We start from the raw sequence: 16,290 nt of genomic DNA, 5'->3' as shown, positions 1-16,290 counted from the left end.
CGGTCAGGTCTTCCGGCCTGACCTCAACGCACGCAGACGGCCCGCCAGTTCGACTGGCGGGCCGTCGCTACCTGTCCACGCGCTTCGGCGCCGGCGGTGTCACCAGCGGATCACACCGTCGGCACCCTGGCTGAGCGCCTCGCGGCCCAGCGCCATGTCATCGATCGGCAGGCTGAGTTCCTCCCCGGAAATTAGCTCGGCCACGAGCTTCCCGGTGATCGGCCCGGCGAGGTTCCCGTACACGTGGCCGGTCGCGAGGACCAGGCCGGGTGCCTCGTCGACCTCGTCCACGATGGGAAGGGAGTCGGCGGTGGCCGGGAGGAGGCCTGCCCAGACACCTTCGATCCCGAGCCCCCGGTACTGCGGGAAGGAGTCGAGAAGGGCGTCGATCGTCATCTTGAGCCCTCCGGCCGGCATACGGTCGTCGAGCTGATCGGGGTAGTCCATCGGGCATCCGACGAACAGGTTTCCGTCCTCGGTCTTGGCGACGCACTCCAGGTGCTCGATCCCGAGGCTCGAGTCCTCGTACGGGGCCGTGAAGTACTCGTCGCGATAGCTCGGCAGGCTGCGGATGTGCCCGTACTGCTTCGCCGCCAGGGGGCCGTTGAGGATCTTGTCCAAGTGCTCCTCAACAGGTGCGAACAGCACGGCGCCCAGCCGCTCCGGCTTGATCGGGACACGGATGCCCTCCGCCTCCAGCGTCTGCGACCAGACGCCCGTGCACCAGACCACCCGGTCCGCGGGGACGTGGCCGCCGAGGGCCCGGACGCCGGTGACCTGCGCGCCGTCTCGCGTCAGTCCGAGTACGGGGGTGTGCTCATGGATGCGCACGCCGAGGCGTCGGCACTCCTGAGCGAGGGCGCGGACGAACTTGGGGGTGCGGATCTGGCCGTCCTCGGGACAGTACGTGGCGCCGATGACATCGCGTGGCAGGATCGGCGCGGCCTCGCGGGCCGCCTGTCCGTCCAGCAGTTCCATGGCGAAGCCGTGCTCGTTGCGGTCCTCGACGAACTCCTTGAAGACCTGGCGCTGGTCATCGGTGAAGAAGTACGTCATCGCGCCGTTGCCGCGATACTCGAATGACGGGCCGAGCAATTCGGAGAAATCGTCGTAGAGTGCGCGGCCGGCCCGGGAGAGCGCCAGCGAGAAATCGCCGTTCCTGTTGTGCATGTGGAGAAAGCCCATATTTCGGCCCGAGGCGCCGTAGGCGATTTCGCGCTGCTCCAGCAGAACAACGTCGTGCCCCTTGACCGCCAGGAAGTAGGCCGTCGACATGCCGACGATTCCGCCACCGACGACGACCACATCGGCCTGGTCGAGTTTCACGTTGCAGTCTCCTTGACGTCGTTCCTTCGGCTGGCATGGATCGCTTTTCCTGACCTTCCCTCGGAACTATCGCGCTGCTGACAACACGCGCACATTGGAACTTCCCAGAGGCTCGGCGAAGTCCGTCAGAAACCCCACAGTTGATGGCTGCCCGTGGGGGCCACGCTGAACGGTGCAGTTACGGGTGACCGGCGCGGCGCTACGGGCCCCGGCAGGCCTCGGAGGCGCCGGAGTATCTACGACACGGGACCTCGACGGCAGTGAGAACTCCCAATTTCCCAGCCGCCGGGCAAGGCCTACGTTATGGCCGGTCAACCACCGAGCGACCACTCGTGCAGGGGGCTCCCGCACGGCCTCTCCGCATCCAGGAACTGGAGCATTTGGATGGAGTTCTCTCCGGCTACGGTACGTGGCGACTGCGTGTCGGCCTTCGAGCGCATCGCTCATGAGCATCCGGACCGCACTGCCGTGATCGACAACGGTGCCGAGTTCAGCTTCCGAGACCTGCAGGCAGCGGTCGAACTCCGCACACGGAGCCTGCTCGAGGCCGGCCTGGCCCCCGGTCACCGGGTGGCGCTGGTCGCCGAGAGTTCGGCGGAGTACCTGATGACGGCCCTTGCCGTCTGGCGCGCATGCGGCGTCCTCGTCACCATCTATCCGTCATCGGGCGCGGGGGATCTCAGCTATGCGGTCGAGACCAGTGACCCCGCATTGATCGTGGTCTCCGACGGGGGCGATCGCCACGCCATCGAGGCCGGGGCGCCCGGCACCCCTGTCGTGGACATCGTGTCGTTCCGCGTCAGCAAGGTCCGGGCGGACTGTTCCCCCAACCCCGACGGTCTGCGGGAGCCGTTGTCGCTGATCTGCTTCTCGTCCGGCACGACGAGCCGCCCGAAGGCGATCATGCTGTCCGCGACCGCGGTCTTCAACTGCGCGGACACCTATGGGGAGGTCTGGCACCTGTCTCCAGAGGACAGGGCGATCGTCTGCCTGCCCATGGCCTGGATGTACGGCCTGGCGAGCACATCGCTCGCGGTTCTGCTCCGCGGCGGCACGGTGATCGTCGTACGGCGGGCCCGTCCCGAGCTCATCGCGCCGGCCATCGAGGAACACGGCGCGACGTTCCTGGCCGGTGTCACGGCCACGTTCGCCAAGCTCGTCCAGCACCTGGGCGAGCCCGGCCCCGGTGAGCGCGTGTTCGCCTCGCTGCGCCTCTGCATCACCGGCGGCGAGCCGCGCAACGAAGCGGTGTTCGACCGGTGGACGGCTCTGACCGGGGTCTCGGTGCTCGACGCGTACTGCGCCTCGGAGTGTCTCCCCCTCGTCACATACGACCCCTTCGCCGACCCGGTTCCCAAGCCGGGCTCGGCCGGCAAGCTCGTGCCCCGGGCGCGGCTCAAAATACTCGGGGCCGATGCGGCCGAGGTCCCGCCGGGTCAGGTCGGCGAAGCATACTCCGGCGGACCGGGACTCATGCTCGGGTACTGGCGGGACGAGGAGCAGACGCGCGAGGCACTGACCGAGGACGGCTGGTACCGGACCAAGGATCTGGTGCGGGTGGACGAGGATGGATACGTGTACGTCGTCGGGCGGTTGTCCGACCTCATCATCCGCGGCGGCACCAACATCTCTCCCTCCGAGGTCGAGCGCGTTCTCAACGACCACCCGGCCATCGTGCAGGCCGCCGTCGTCGGCCTGCCTGACGAGATCTACGGCCAGCGCGTGATCGCCGCCGTCGTCCCCACCTCTCATGCGGCCGTCAGCCAGGCTGACCTGCGGGCGTTCTGCTCGGCGAAACTCTCCGCGTACAAGGTGCCCAGCGCCTTCGTCGTGGTGGACGCCCTCCCCGTCAACTCCACCACCGGCAAGCTCAACCGCAAAGAGGTCGCGTCGCTGCTCGAGAACCTGAGCTGACAGGGCGCCCTCCCCGCATGCCTCCAGGTCCAGACACAACAGCCTCACAAGGAGGACGTCACATGAAGCACGAGAGCTACGACTACATCATCGTTGGCGGTGGTTCGGCCGGCTGTGTCCTCGCCAACCGGCTGACGGCGGACGGGCGCAGCCGAGTCCTGGTCCTGGAAGCCGGTAGACGCCACTCCAGGCTCGACTTCCCCGTCCGCGTACCGGCGGCCTTCCTGTTCGTCATGGGGCACAAGCTCTATGACTGGCAGTACACGTCCGAACCGGAACCCATGCTGGGCAACCGGAGGATCGCGCACTACCGCGGCAAGCTCATGGGCGGCTGCAGCTCCATGAACGGAATGTTCTTCCAGCGCGCCAACCCTCTCGTCTACGAACGCTGGGCCGAGGCACCGGGCATGGAGCACTGGAGCCACGCCCACACCCTGCCCTACTTCAAGCGCCTTGAGCGATTCGTCGGCAGCGATACGACCGGTCAGTACCGCGGTCGCTCCGGCCCCATCCCGGTCCACCGGCACAAGGCGGACAACCCGTTGTTCGGCGCGCTCTTCGAAGCCGCGCGGCAGGCCGGCCACCAGGTCGTGGATGACGTCAACGGCTACCGGCAGGAGGGGTTCGCGCCCTTCGACAGCAACATCGAGAACGGTGAGCGCCACGACGCGGCACGCACGTACGTCGCCCCGATCCGGGCCCGTAAGAACCTGGAGGTCATGACCGGCGCCCTGGTCAGCCGCGTCGTCTTCCAGGGCTCGCGGGCGGTGGGCGTCGAGCTCGCCTCGCGGCGCGACGGCAGGACCGTCGTCCGCGGCAAGGAGATCATCCTCTGCGGCGGCGCGTTCAACTCGCCCCAGCTGCTTCAGCTCTCCGGCGTGGGCAACGGCAAGGAACTGGGCCGACTGGGGATCGGGGTGGTCCAGGACCTGCCGGGTGTCGGCGAGAACATGCAGGACCATCTCGAGGCCTTCGTCATGTACGGCTGTACGCAGCCTGTCTCCATGGCAGGCATTCTCAAGCCGCGGAGCTGGCCGGGCATCGGCGCGAACTGGCTCTTCAAGCGTCAAGGCCCCGCCGCCTCGAACCACTTCGAGGCCGGCGGGTTCGTCCGCTCCAACGACGACGTTCCGATGCCGAACCAGATGCTGACGATGCTCGCCCTGGGCGTGCGCAACGACGGAACTCCGGCGCCTACGGAGCACGCGTACCAGATCAATCTCGGCCCCCAGACACCCCAGTCGAAGGGGCATGTGAAGCTGCGGGCCAACGACCCGTTCCGGGCCCCGGCGCTCACGTTCAACTACCTGTCGACCGAACAGGACCGTCAGGAGTGGATCGAGGGCGTGCACGTCACTCGCGACCTACTCAATCAGCCGGCCTTCGCACCGTTCAACGGCGGTGAGCTGTCGCCGGGTCGCGACGTCCGGACGGACGAGGAAATCCTCGCCTGGGTGGCCAGGGACGCCGAGACCACGTACCACCCCTGCGGCACATGCAAGATGGGCACCGACGACGAGGCCGTCGTCGACCCGCGGACCATGCGCGTGCACGGCCTGGACGGAATTCGCGTCGTGGACGCCTCGGTGATGCCCACCATTCCGAACGCGAATCTCTACGCGCCGGTCATGATGATCGCGGAGAAGGCCGCGGACATGATCCTCGGCAATGAACCGCTGGCTCCCGAGCATGCCGACTTCTACCGGAGCGAGAAGGTTTCCTGACACGGCAAGCCCGGCCGCATGCTGCGGACGAAGTACGTCGATGCCTGGCAAGCGGCCGATGCCCCGGCACCGCTCTCCTGGCCGATGCAGTCGATCCTCAACGGCTATTCGTACAAGCGGGCCGAACAGGCCCGTGACTTGGACTACTGGACGTATGCGGCCAGGTGGTCGGCGACATGAAGGGCCACACCACGGTCAAGTCCGAGATCACACGGCTGCTCACCGAGTACGTGGACGCGCTCGAACGCCTCCAGACGGTCACCGACCTCGACTGACGGGACAGCGGGCGCGTTCCACAACCCCTGTGTACGGCAGCAGTCGGGTCGGGTTCGAGCTGCTTCAGCTCGGACCCGGCCCGGGCGGTCGTCGGCGCAGTTCTCAACCCTCGTTCTCGGAGGCCTCCAACAGGGTGGGCGGCCGTGTGGTCACGGATACCTCCGGGACCGCGTCCAGCCACTTCTCCACCTCCACCAGGGCGTGTTGTGCCGTCGTGGCCTGCGAGAGACGCGAGGCCGGCCGGTCCGCCGTCAGCACGTTCGGGTTGCCGTGACGGCAGAAGGACGGGTCGTCGGGATCCGGGTCGTACCAGGCCCCCGCCGAGAGCTGTACGACGCCCTGCCGGACCGCGTCCGACACCACGAGACCTGCCAAGCAACTCCCCCGTTCGTTGTGGACCCGCACGACGTCGCCGTCTTCCAGGCCACGAGCGGCCGCATCGTCGGGATGCATACGCAGCGGCTCCCGGCCCGCGGTCTTCGCGCTCTGACTCGTCGCACCGACATCGAGTTGGCTGTGCAGCCGGGTCCTGGGCTGGTTCGCGATCAGATGCAGGCCGTGGGCACCGGCCCGGCCCTTCCATTCGTCGGGCTCGATCCAGACGGGGTGGCCGGGGCAGTCGTCGTATCCGAACCCGGCGATCGTCGAACAGTGAATCTCGATCTTTCCGCTGGCTGTGGTCAGCGGATTCTGCCCCGGGTCCTGACGGAACTCCGAGAACAGCACCTGATCCTTGTCGATGACGGGGATCGATATGTTCTCACTGCTCCAGAAGGTGTCGAAGTCGACGACGTCGATCGCACGTTCCGCCAGCCGGGTGCGCCACGCCGCGTACAGATGGCGCAGCCATCCGGCGGTGTCCCGGCCTTCGGTAAAGGTGTCCTCCAGGCCGAGCCGCGTTGCGAGGGCAGCGAAAATGTCGTAGTCGTCGCGGGCTTCGCCGGCGGGCTCCGTGAGGGCGGGCATCGGGAAGAAGGCAGGATCGTTGCGTCCTGCGCCGTAGTCGTCGCGCTCTATGGACATCGTGGCGGGGAGCACGATGTCGGCGTGGCGGGCCGTGCTCGTCCAGAACTGCTCGTGGACAACGACCGTGGCGGGCTTTGTGAACGCCCTGCGCAGACGTGCGAGGTCCTGGTGATGGTGGAAAGGGTTCCCTCCCGCCCAGTAGACGAGCTCGATGTCGGGAAGGGTGATACGGCGACCATCGAAGTCGATCTCGCGGCCCGGCGTCAGGAGCATGTCCGAGATCCTCGCCACCGGGATCCCGGCCGTCTCGGCGTTGCGTCCCTGCGGAAGCGAAGGGGCGCTCGCTACCCGTTTGGGGAGACCCACGTCGGCTGTGGCGCCGTAGCCGTGCTGGAATCCGCCGCCCGGCAGCCCGATCTGGCCGAGCATTGCCGCCAGGGTGACGCCCAGCCACACCGGCTGCTCGCCGTGCTGCTGACGCTGGAGGGACCAGCTCAGATTGATCATCGTGCGTGCGGACGCCATCTCCCGTGCCAGCCGGACGATCCGGTCGGCGGGAACAGTGGTGAGTCGCTCCGCCCAGGCGGGGTTCTTCGGGACGCCGTCGACCGTGCCGCGCAGGTACGGAAGGAAGCGGTCGTACCCGACGCAGTGAGTGGTGAGGAAGGACCTGTCGGCGAGCCCTTCGGCATCCAGTACGAAAGCGAGGGCCAGCATCAAGGCGGCGTCAGTGCCGGGCAGCGGTGCGATCCACTCGGCATTCGCGTCCGCGTACGTATCGTCCGCGAGCGGCGAGATGTCGATGAAGCGGCATCCATTGGCCACCGCGCGCCGGATCGCGGCCCTCGCGGGGTGACGGCCGATGCCGCCGGGGCCGACCCCACTGTTCTTCTCGGACAGACCACCGAAGGCGAGGAACAGCTCGGTGGTCCGGCTGACCACCTCCCAGGAGGTGGCGCCCGCCATGATCGCGTCGGCGCTGCCCACCACGTGCGGCAGCAGGATCCCGGAGGCGCCGTAGCTGTAGTCGCTCCATCCGGCGACGTACCCGCCGAGGGTGTTGAGGAATCGGTGAATCTGGCTCTGCACGTGATGGAAACGCCCCGCACTGGCCCAGCCGTACGAGCCGCCGTACACGGCCGAGGGGCCGAACCCGCTGTACACACGGTCGAGTTCGCCACTCACCAGGTCGAGGGCGTGGTCCCACGACACCTCGACGAAGGGTTCGGCACCGCGGCCCGCCCCGCTGCCGGGGCCATGCTCCAGCCACCCCTGCCGGACGGCCGGCCTGAGCACCCGTGTCGGATGGTGCTGGGCCGTGGACACGTTATGGATGAGGTCACGCGGATCGGGATCGCCGGCCCACGGCCGGACGGATGTCAATGTTCTCCCGTCACTCTCGGCTTCCAAAGCTCCCCAATGTGTCAGATGCGTCGGCATGATCACGCTCCGTTGTCACGGCCTCTGGCCGTTCAGGCTAGGTCTGCCCGCTGGGCGGCAGGCATTGGTCAGATACCGAGTGATCGGCTCACGGCTCGTGCGTCTTCCGAGGGTTCTGGCGGACGGTGCTCTGTAGCGTGCGGGCGAATGACTCGCATGCGGTCGGTCGTGCAACGACCAGCCACACCGCTGCCCAGGAGAAAGGACGGTCTCCCCGTGCTTGACCCGATGGACGTCTTGTCGAGGATCGAGGCGGCCGGCGTGCCGGTGGAGACCTCCGGGCCCCGCCTCGCCGCGTACGCCTACGACGCTTCCAATTACCGAGTTCCCCCCATGGCTGTCGTCTTCCCTACGAGGGCCGATGACGTCATCGCGGTCGTGAAGACATGTGTCGCCACCGGGACTCCCCTGGTGAGCCGGGGCGGCGGCACCTCCATGGCGGGGAACGCGATCGGCCCCGGCGTCGTGCTGGACTTCTCCCGGCACATGAACCGCATCCATACGATCGACGAGACCGCGGGCGTCGCCGACGTCGACGCGGGAGTTGTGCTCGCCGTGCTGAGCCGCGAGGCGGAGCGGGTCACGGAAGGCGTCCTGACTTTCGCGCCGGACCCCTCGTCGAAGACCCGGGCCACCGTCGGGGGCGCGATCGGCAACGACGCCTGCGGCAATCACTCCGTGCGGTACGGGCGTACGTCCGACCACGTCATCGAGCTCGACATCGTCACCTCCGACGCCGCGCGGCTGACCGCGTTCGCCGGTGGCCTGCGCGCCACCGACCCGGACGACGCGCACTCGGTGGCGCGGGCACGGGAACTCGGCGCGCGCCTCAGGGAACTGGCGCGGGCCAACCTCGTTCCCTTCCGGACGGAACTGGGGCGCATCCAGCGGCAGGTGTCCGGTTATCACCTCTCCCACCTGCTGCCCGAGAAGGGCTTCGACGTTGCCCGCGCGCTGGTCGGCTCGGAGGGAACCTGCGCCATCGTCGTACGGGCGCGCATGCGGCTCGTCCCCAAAGCTCCGAGCGCGCTGCTGGTGTGCCTGGGCTATACGGATGTCGTCGACGCGGCGCGCGACATCCCCGCCATCCTCGAATTCTCCCCGGCCGCGGTGGAGGGAATCGACGAAGCCATCGTCGACACGATGCGCGCGCGGCGAGGTGTGGAATCCGTTCTCGGCATGCCCGACGGCAAGGCGTTCCTCTACGTCGACCTCGACGGGGAACGACCGGAGGAGGTGGCTGCCGAGGCCGACCGCCTGATCCAGCGACTCAAGGACGAGGGACGCCTGGTGGACGGCCGCGCGGTTCCCGACCCGGACGAGCGCGCTGCGCTGTGGCGGGTGCGCGAAGACGGAGCCGGGCTGTCGTCGCGGCCTGCGAGCGGCGGAGAGTCCTGGCCCGGCTGGGAGGACTCCGCTGTCGCGCCCGAGCAGCTCGCCGACTACCTGGCCGACTTCCGCCACCTCCTCGACCAGCATGGACTCACCGGCATCATGTACGGGCATTTCGGGGCCGGTTGCCTGCACATCCGCATCACCTACGACTTGCGCAGCGACGAAGGGCGCAAGGTCTACCGGATCTTCACCGCGGCCGCGGCCGAACTGGTCGTACAGCATGGTGGATCACTCTCCGGTGAACACGGGGACGGGCGGGCCCGCTCCGAGTTCCTGCCTGTGATGTACAGCGCGCCCCTGCTCACCGCCTTCGCCGACTACCGCCGCGCATGGGACGACTCGGGGTTGCTCAACCCTGGGTCGATCACCGATCCCGATCCGTTCGACGCACAGCTTGCCCTCGCCGACGTGCCCGACCGCGAATGGCGCACGCACTTCGAACTCAGCCCGTTGGACGCCGGGAAGACGGGTACGGACCCGTGGGTGCACGCGGTGCAGGCGTGCATAGGTGTGGGGCGGTGCCGTTCGGATTCCGGCGGTGTCATGTGCCCGAGCTTCCGGGCCACGCGTGATGAGAAGGACTCCACCCGTGGCCGGGCCCGTGTGCTCCAGGAGATGGTGAGAGGCGCGCGCAGCACAGACGACGGATGGCAATCGGACGACGTCCGTTCGGCACTCGACCTCTGTCTGTCCTGCAAGGCTTGCTCCCACGACTGCCCTGCCGGCGTCGATATGGCGACATACAAATCCGAGTTCTTCTCTCACTACTACTCACGGCGCAGACGGCCCATGTCGCATTTCTCTCTCGGCTGGCTGCCACGCTGGATCAGGCTGACGAGCCGTGTCAGCCCCTTGGTCAACGCGGTGCTGTCCACCCCGCTGAGGAAGCCCGTGGCTCGGCTCGGGGGCCTGACGACGCAACGGCCTCTGCCCCGGTTCGCCTCAAGACGCAGGCTTCTCAGGGAGTTGACCGACATAGCCAGGTCATCGGGCTCCGCCCCGGTCGTGCTGTTCGTGGACTCCTTTACGCAGGGGTTCCGGCCGGAGGTGGCCGGTGCAGCGGCGCGCGTCATGTCGGACGCCGGCCGACGCGCCACCTGCGAAACCGACGCATGCTGCGGCCTGACCTGGATCAGTACGGGCCAGCTCGACAGTGCCAAGAAGGTGCTCTCGAAGGCCGTCTCGAAGCTCGACGACGGTACCGAAACCCCCATCGTCGTCATCGAACCGAGCTGTGCGGCCACCCTCAGGAAGGACGCCCCGGAACTCCTTGGCACAGCGGCGGCGAAGCGCGTGGCGTCTCGCATCCGCAGCTTCGCCGAAGGCGTCACCGAGTGGGTCGAGGACGGTTGGCGGCCGAGCGTGGTGCCATCCTCCGTCACGGTGCAGACGCACTGCCACGAGTACTCGGTATTCGGGGCGTCCGTGCAGCGGAGGGCGCTCGCCGCGCTGCGTGTCCCGAACGTCGTCGAAGCCACCGGATGCTGCGGCGTCGCGGGCAACTTCGGCTTCGAGGCCGAGCATTACGAGACCTCGATGAAGGTGGCCGACCAGGCGCTCGGCCCCGCGCTGCGGAAGGCCGAACCCGGTACACCGGTACTCGCCGACGGATTCAGCTGCTCTCTGCAGATCAGGCAACTCGACCCCGACCGAAGGAGCCTGCACTTGGCCGAACTGATGGACCCGGCAGGCCCTTGACGCCTTCGTTGGCAACAGCTGCTGCTCACGCGCGCACCAGGCCGCCGTCCACATTCAACGTGGCACCAGTGATGAACGCCGCATCGTCCGAGGCCAAGAACTCCACTGCTGCGGCAATTTCGTCGGGTTGCGCTCCGCGAGCAACGGGGATCGCGGAAAGGATCGCTTCTCGTCGTTCCGCAGGCATACCCGCCGTCATGGGCGTTTCCGTCAGCGAGGGGCACACCGCATTACAGGTAACACCATGGCGGGCCAGTTCCCTCGCCGTTCCCTTGGTCAGGGACAGAACGCCTCCCTTGGCGGCCGCGTAAACAGAGTTGCCCAGTAGCCCACCACCGACCTGAGCGGCCACGGAGGCAACGTTGACTATCCGGCCCCATCCCCTGTCACGCATGCCACCGGATACGGACTTCGTCGTCAGGAACACTGCTGTGAGGTCGACGGCGAGCACCTTGTTCCACTGCTCGACACTGACGCTGTCCAGATCGCCGGTGGAGATCACTCCCGCGTTGTTGACCAAGATGTCGACCTTGCCGAACGCGTCCTCAGCCGCGCCCACCAAGGCCGTCACCTCTGCTGCATCCGATACGTCCGCACGGTGGAACACGGCGCTGTACCCCCTTTCCCGGAGGGATTTCGCCGCGGCTTCTCCAGCGGCCTCGTCCAGGTCCGAGAGGACGACCTGAGTGCCTGACGCAGCGAGGCGTTCGGTGATCGCGAGGCCTATCCCGTGCGCCGCACCGGTGACGATGGCGCTACGCCGCCCCGACGCCGTTTTCTCGGTAAAGTCCATCAGGTGTCACCCAACTGATCGGTTTTTGCTGCGCGTTCGAGCAGCTCGAGGATGTGGACGTACGGCTGACCGGTGGCGCGTGCCATGCCGAGCTCGCAGGTGCGGTTGCACGAGGCGAAGGCGCTGAAGTCTCCCCCGGCCAGCTGTGCGGCCTGGGGAGCGGTGGCCGCGGCGGTGAGTTCGGGGTGCAACAGGCCTCGGTCGCCCGCGAAGCCGCAGCAGCCCCAGTCATCGGGCACGGTGACCCGTTCGGCGATCGCTTCGGCGACCCGGTGCAGCGTCGGCGTGAGCCCCATCCGCTGTGCGGAGCAGGTGGGGCGGAGCGCCAGGCTGTCGAACCGGGTGACCGTGAGTTTGTCGAGCAGGTGATCTGCGGTGAATTCCACGGCGTCCAGCACACGGATCGCCTGGTAGCGCGAGTGGGCGCTCTCCAGCATGTGGTGCAATCCCTCGGTGCAGGAAGCCGCGTCGCATACAACGGGCAACCTGCCACCGTCCGTTGCGTCCAGGAGCGCGGGGAGCACCCGCTCAGCCATTGCGGCAAAGCCGTCCCCGTAGCCCTTCGATTTCCAGGGAGTGCCGCAGCACAACGACGGCAGCCGGTCGGGCACCGCGAGGCGAACGCCTGCGCGCGCACAGAGCCGGGCGAAGGCCTCGGCGGCGCCCGTCCCGTCGGGCTGGGTGGGCCCGAACATCGTGCCGGTGCAGGAGCTGAACAGCACGGCGTCCGGCTGACCCTTCGGCAAGGATCGGGGAACTCGTCCTCCTCCAGAGCCCGGCAGGTCAGCGCTCCACTTGGGCACAACGTCCGGGTTGAGTACCCGCCGAGTGAGGACCGCGGCACCTTCGACGGCACGGGCCGGCAACAGGTGTGCCACATCGAGTGCCACTCCGGCGACTCGGGCGGCAGCTCCCCAGTGCTTGGCAGCGGCGGTCCAGCCGGCTGCGGCCACGCGTTGGGGGCGTTCTGCGCGCAACCGCCGGACGAGGTCTCCCGTATTGATCCGGACCGGGCAGGCGGTCTGACACATGCCGTCGACTGCGCAGGTGTCCACACCGGCGTAGGCGTAGTCGATCTCCAGCTCGGCAAGCAGCGCGGTGTCCCCGGACTGCCGGGCCCGTTCGATCTCGCGGCGCAGCACGATCCGCTGTCGCGGCGTGATCGTGAGGTCCCGACTGGGGCAGGCCGGCTCGCAGAAGCCACATTCGACGCATCGGTCCACCTCTTCCTCCACCACTGGAGAAGTCTTGAGGTCTGCGAGGTGCGCCTGCGGGTCGTCGTCGAGGATCACACCGGGATTGAGCAGGCCGCGCGGGTCGCACAGTTGCTTGATCTCCTGCATCACCGCGTACAACTCGTCCCCGTATTGCCGGCGGACGAAAGGCGTCATCATCCGGCCGGTCCCGTGCTCGGCCTTCAAGGTGCCTCCGCGGCCCAGGACCAGGTCCACCATGTCATCGGTGAAGCGGCCGAAGCGGTCACGACCTGAGCCCTCGCCCAGACGTTCGGTGAGCATGAAGTGGATGTTGCCGTCCTTGGCGTGCCCGAAGATGACGCTGTGGTCATAGCCGTGTTTGGCAAACAGTGCGGTCAGCTCCTGGCACGTCGGAAGCAACTCCGGCAGCGGGACGGCAATGTCCTCCAGCAAGGCGGCAGTTCCGGCCGGGCGGGCGTCCGCGACCTTTGCGTACAGCCCCTTGCGCAATTGCCAGAGCGCCGCCCTGGTGGTGTGGTCCGCCGTGATCTTGCGGGGCCCTTCCAGCGGTACCTCCTGCAGCACAGCTGAAGCGGAGCGGGTCAGCTCTTCCACCGCGGTGGCAGTCTCCTCGCGGTATTCGACCAGCAGGGCGGCGTGCTCTCGTACGTCCAGATCGCGCAGTGACGGGATGGCGACGGCTTCGCCCTGCCCGACGCGGAGCGAGGTGGAATCGAGCAGTTCGATGGCGGCCGGCCCGGTATCCACCAGCGCGGGCAGGGCCCGGTTCGCAGCGGCGAGATCGGCGAACACCAACAATCCGGTGCGAGCTTCGGAGGCCACCGGCACGGTGCGCATGGTGATCGATGCGATGAATGCCAGCGTGCCCTCGCTGCCGACGATCAGTCGTGTCAGCAGGTCGACGGGGCGGTCATGGTCGAGGAAGGCGTTGAGTCCGTACCCCATGGTGTTCTTCAGGGCGAACAGTCGCTCGATACGGGCTCGGGATTCAGGGTTGTCGCGCACCCGGTCGCGCAGCCGGGCCAGCCCTCTCCACAGTGCGGGTTCGAGATGGCGTAGTCGCTCGTCGGCGTCGCGGTCGCCCGTGTCCAGCACAGTGCCTGAGGGCAGTACCAGTTCGAGTGACTCGAGCAGCGCGTAGCTGTTGGCCGCGGTCCCACATGACATGCCGCTGGAGTTGTTGGCCACCACACCGCCGAGCGTGCAAGCCACCTCGCTGGCGGGATCGGGACCGAGTACCCGGCCGTACCGCGCCAGCCGGGTGTTCACCTGCCGGACGGTGGCCCCCGGGCCCACCTTCACGCGGGCGCCGGCGTCCAGAATCTCGATGTGCCGAAAGTGCCTCCGCGTGTCGACAAGGAGCCCGTCGGTCACCGCCTGTCCCGACAGGCTTGTGCCGCCGGAGCGGAAGGTGATCGGCAGCCCTGCAGTAGCAGCGGTGGTGAACAGACGCGCAACCTCGCTCGCGTCGCGAACCGTGGCGACAGCCTGTGGGGTGCGTGCGAAGTGCGAAGCGTCGTGCGCGCGAGCGAGCCGGTCAAGTGCCCGGACACTGACGTCGGGCTCGGTCCTGGCCACGTGCTTGCCGGGGGTGGTGTTCATGAGTGTGCCGTCTCCGGGCTCTGTTCGTTGCTCTGGCTGTCGTCGCTGGTCGGCATGATCTGGGCGCTCTCGTGACGGCTCACATGGCGCGCCCAGAAGGCGGTGGCGAGGGGGCAGAGGATGGCGGTGACGACCACGGACGCGGAGACGATGACCGTCGCGGTGCCCGCCGCGTGGGCATAGGCCGGGTTGGCCTCCGCCACGGCTGCCGGAACGATCGCCGCGTTGCCCGCTGTCGTGGCCGCGGCGATTCCCGCGACGCCGTTGCCTCCGGTGAGTTTGTCGGCGAGCAGCAGCACACCACCGCCGACGAACACCACGAAGAGGCCGAGGACGAGGCCGACCAGGCCGGCGGAGGCCACGACCCGCAGGTCGATGGTGAGTCCGAGGGCAAGACCGAGGAACGGGACCAGGCCGGGCACCAGTGGGGCTAGGAAGGCGCGCAGGTTCTTGTCGAGGTTCCCGAGGACGAACCCGAGGATCAGGGGGATGATGGCGCCGAGGAGTGCCTGCCAGGGGAAGGCCGAGAGCCCCACGACACCGAGCGTGACCATGGTGAGGAAGGGCCCTGATTCGACGGACATCAGGGAGTACGCGCCGGCGTCCCGCTTGTTGCCGTACTGGCCCATGAGCGATACGTAGATACCGCCGTTGGTGTCATTGAGCGCGGCGACGATCGCCAGGGTCGAAAGGCCTCCCAACAGCCCGCCCGAGACGGTGTCTTCGCCCAGCAAGTGCCCGGCGACGGCCCCGACCAGCAGCGCGAAGGCGACCTTCGTGCCGAGGAGCACACCGCCCTTGCGCAGGATGTACGGGGTCCCCTTCAGGTCGAGCGTCGCGCCGAGGCAGACGAAGAACACGGCCAGCAGCGGGGAGAGGCCGGTGAAGAAGCCGCCGGTGAACGACCCGAAGTACGTTCCGGCGTGGGGAGCCGCGGTATGGATGACGGCTCCGATGAGCAGCGGGCAGAGCAGCATGCCGCCGGGGACTTTGTTGAGGAACTTCAGGGTGTTCACGGGGGCTCCTGTAAGCGTCGTTGCATCCAGGGGGTGGACGGTCAGGGGCGGGCGGCCCCTGGGCGGGGGGCATCCTCGATGACCAGGACTTCGACGGTGACGGCCACGGGGCTGTTGGCGGTGTCCACGACTCCGCCGTGCACCGCGCCGTCGGAGTCCACCGCGATGGCGTGGAGAGGCGCGTCGGAGTCGACGTCCGGGCCCGCTTCACCGAACAGAGCCATGACTTCGGTGCAGGGCCCTCCGACAACCGTGACGGGTTCCGCGCCAACAGCTGGATACAGACGGTCACTTCGTCGGAACGTCGGCCCCACGAGACTGCCGACGCTGGCTCGAATGACGGCCCGTCGGAAGCCCGCCTCGACGCAGATCGCGTCGGCGGCCGCACGCACGTCCTCGCCGGGCAACAGTCGACTCATCGCCACGCGCCGCCCGGAAGTGGGCGTCTGCGCCGTGCCACGGTGCGGGGTGAAGACCGGCAGCAGGGTCTCCGGATCGTCGGCATTGCGGTTGTGCACACCGGGCAGTGGGTGGATCACCGCATGCGGCGGAACCTGACCGACCGTGGTTTCGGGCCAGAGGTGCCCGGCCCGTACGACGCCGTCGGCGTTGAGCCAGGCCGCGTGGCAATGCATGAAAGGGGCACCGTCGCGTCTCCCCAACGTGGCCGATGCGGCCAGCACACTGACCGGGCCGCTCGAGGTGCGAGTGGCGCTGAAACCGACCGCCTTGCTCCCATCGGGGCATTCGGCCGGGATGCAGTAATGCACCGGTCCCAAGGTTCCGCTGAGGAGCTCTACCTGCGCGGAATCCACACCGAGTCGATGCGCGGCGTCCGCCAGGGCGTCGATCAGCCGTACGCGAGGCGGCAACAGCACAGTGCTTGGTATCGAGCGGGTGGTGACCGTAACGACCCGGCGAAG

Annotated in this window: 10 protein-coding genes; 4 read left to right on the top strand and 6 right to left on the bottom strand. The window is 67.9% G+C overall.

Features of this window, described 5'->3' with window-relative positions; all coding sequences use genetic code 11:
* Positions 1-99 precede the first annotated feature (99 nt).
* Positions 100-1,326 (bottom strand): NAD(P)/FAD-dependent oxidoreductase, encoded by a 1,227-nt coding sequence (locus tag ABT381_RS07125; protein ID WP_351588963.1) that lies wholly within the window; start codon positions 1,324-1,326, stop codon positions 100-102.
* Between the two features lie 303 nt (positions 1,327-1,629).
* Here ABT381_RS07125 and ABT381_RS07120 point away from each other — a divergent pair, with 303 nt between their 5' ends.
* The 3 genes from ABT381_RS07120 (at position 1,630) to ABT381_RS07110 (ending at position 5,144) form a co-directional block, all read left to right on the top strand.
* Positions 1,630-3,240: a class I adenylate-forming enzyme family protein gene (locus ABT381_RS07120; protein WP_351588961.1), complete on the top strand. Its 1,611-nt coding sequence runs from the start codon at positions 1,630-1,632 to the stop codon at positions 3,238-3,240.
* Positions 3,241-3,302: 62 nt separating this feature from the next.
* Positions 3,303-4,964 carry a choline dehydrogenase gene (locus ABT381_RS07115; protein WP_351588958.1) on the top strand — a complete coding sequence of 554 codons (1,662 nt, stop codon included), beginning with the start codon at positions 3,303-3,305 and terminating at the stop codon, positions 4,962-4,964.
* 18 nt (positions 4,965-4,982) lie between these two features.
* Complete coding sequence (locus ABT381_RS07110) at positions 4,983-5,144, top strand: hypothetical protein (RefSeq protein WP_351588955.1); 162 nt, start codon at positions 4,983-4,985, stop codon at positions 5,142-5,144.
* Positions 5,145-5,342: 198 nt separating this feature from the next.
* On the opposite strand, the gene ABT381_RS07105 is transcribed toward ABT381_RS07110, so the two are convergent.
* Positions 5,343-7,646: a molybdopterin-dependent oxidoreductase gene (locus tag ABT381_RS07105; protein ID WP_351588952.1), complete on the bottom strand. Its 2,304-nt coding sequence runs from the start codon at positions 7,644-7,646 to the stop codon at positions 5,343-5,345.
* Between the two features lie 216 nt (positions 7,647-7,862).
* Here ABT381_RS07105 and ABT381_RS07100 point away from each other — a divergent pair, with 216 nt between their 5' ends.
* A complete protein-coding gene (locus tag ABT381_RS07100; RefSeq protein ID WP_351588949.1) occupies positions 7,863-10,739 on the top strand; it encodes an FAD-binding and (Fe-S)-binding domain-containing protein in 2,877 nt (958 codons plus the stop codon).
* Between the two features lie 25 nt (positions 10,740-10,764).
* Here the strand turns inward: ABT381_RS07100 and ABT381_RS07095 are convergent, their stop codons facing one another.
* The 4 genes from ABT381_RS07095 to ABT381_RS07080 are packed head-to-tail and all read right to left on the bottom strand — an operon-like array spanning position 10,765 to position 16,245.
* Positions 10,765-11,532 (bottom strand): SDR family NAD(P)-dependent oxidoreductase, encoded by a 768-nt coding sequence (locus ABT381_RS07095; RefSeq protein ID WP_351588946.1) that lies wholly within the window; start codon positions 11,530-11,532, stop codon positions 10,765-10,767.
* Positions 11,532-14,351: an FAD-binding and (Fe-S)-binding domain-containing protein gene (locus tag ABT381_RS07090; RefSeq protein ID WP_351588943.1), complete on the bottom strand. Its 2,820-nt coding sequence runs from the start codon at positions 14,349-14,351 to the stop codon at positions 11,532-11,534. The genes ABT381_RS07095 and ABT381_RS07090 overlap by 1 nt, the downstream gene beginning before the upstream one ends.
* Positions 14,348-15,367: a 2-keto-3-deoxygluconate permease gene (locus ABT381_RS07085; protein ID WP_351588940.1), complete on the bottom strand. Its 1,020-nt coding sequence runs from the start codon at positions 15,365-15,367 to the stop codon at positions 14,348-14,350. The genes ABT381_RS07090 and ABT381_RS07085 overlap by 4 nt, the downstream gene beginning before the upstream one ends.
* A 41-nt stretch (positions 15,368-15,408) precedes the next feature.
* Complete coding sequence (locus ABT381_RS07080; protein WP_351588937.1) at positions 15,409-16,245, bottom strand: PCC domain-containing protein; 837 nt, start codon at positions 16,243-16,245, stop codon at positions 15,409-15,411.
* Between the last annotated feature and the right edge of the window lie 45 nt (positions 16,246-16,290).

The sequence above is a fragment of the Streptomyces sp. NPDC000151 genome (assembly GCF_040301705.1).
Lineage (GTDB): Bacteria > Actinomycetota > Actinomycetes > Streptomycetales > Streptomycetaceae > Streptomyces.
The sequence above is the reverse complement of the archived record's forward strand: the minus strand, read 5'-3'. Positions and strand labels throughout refer to the sequence as shown.

Coding starts and splice junctions, on each gene's coding strand:
- ABT381_RS07120 (WP_351588961.1), top strand. CDS start 1,630: ATGGCCGGTCAACCACCGAGCGACCACTCGTGCAGGGGGCTCCCGCAC.
- ABT381_RS07115 (WP_351588958.1), top strand. CDS start 3,303: ATGAAGCACGAGAGCTACGACTACATCATCGTTGGCGGTGGTTCGGCC.
- ABT381_RS07110 (WP_351588955.1), top strand. CDS start 4,983: ATGCTGCGGACGAAGTACGTCGATGCCTGGCAAGCGGCCGATGCCCCG.
- ABT381_RS07105 (WP_351588952.1), bottom strand. CDS start 7,646: ATGCCGACGCATCTGACACATTGGGGAGCTTTGGAAGCCGAGAGTGAC.
- ABT381_RS07095 (WP_351588946.1), bottom strand. CDS start 11,532: ATGGACTTTACCGAGAAAACGGCGTCGGGGCGGCGTAGCGCCATCGTC.
- ABT381_RS07090 (WP_351588943.1), bottom strand. CDS start 14,351: ATGAACACCACCCCCGGCAAGCACGTGGCCAGGACCGAGCCCGACGTC.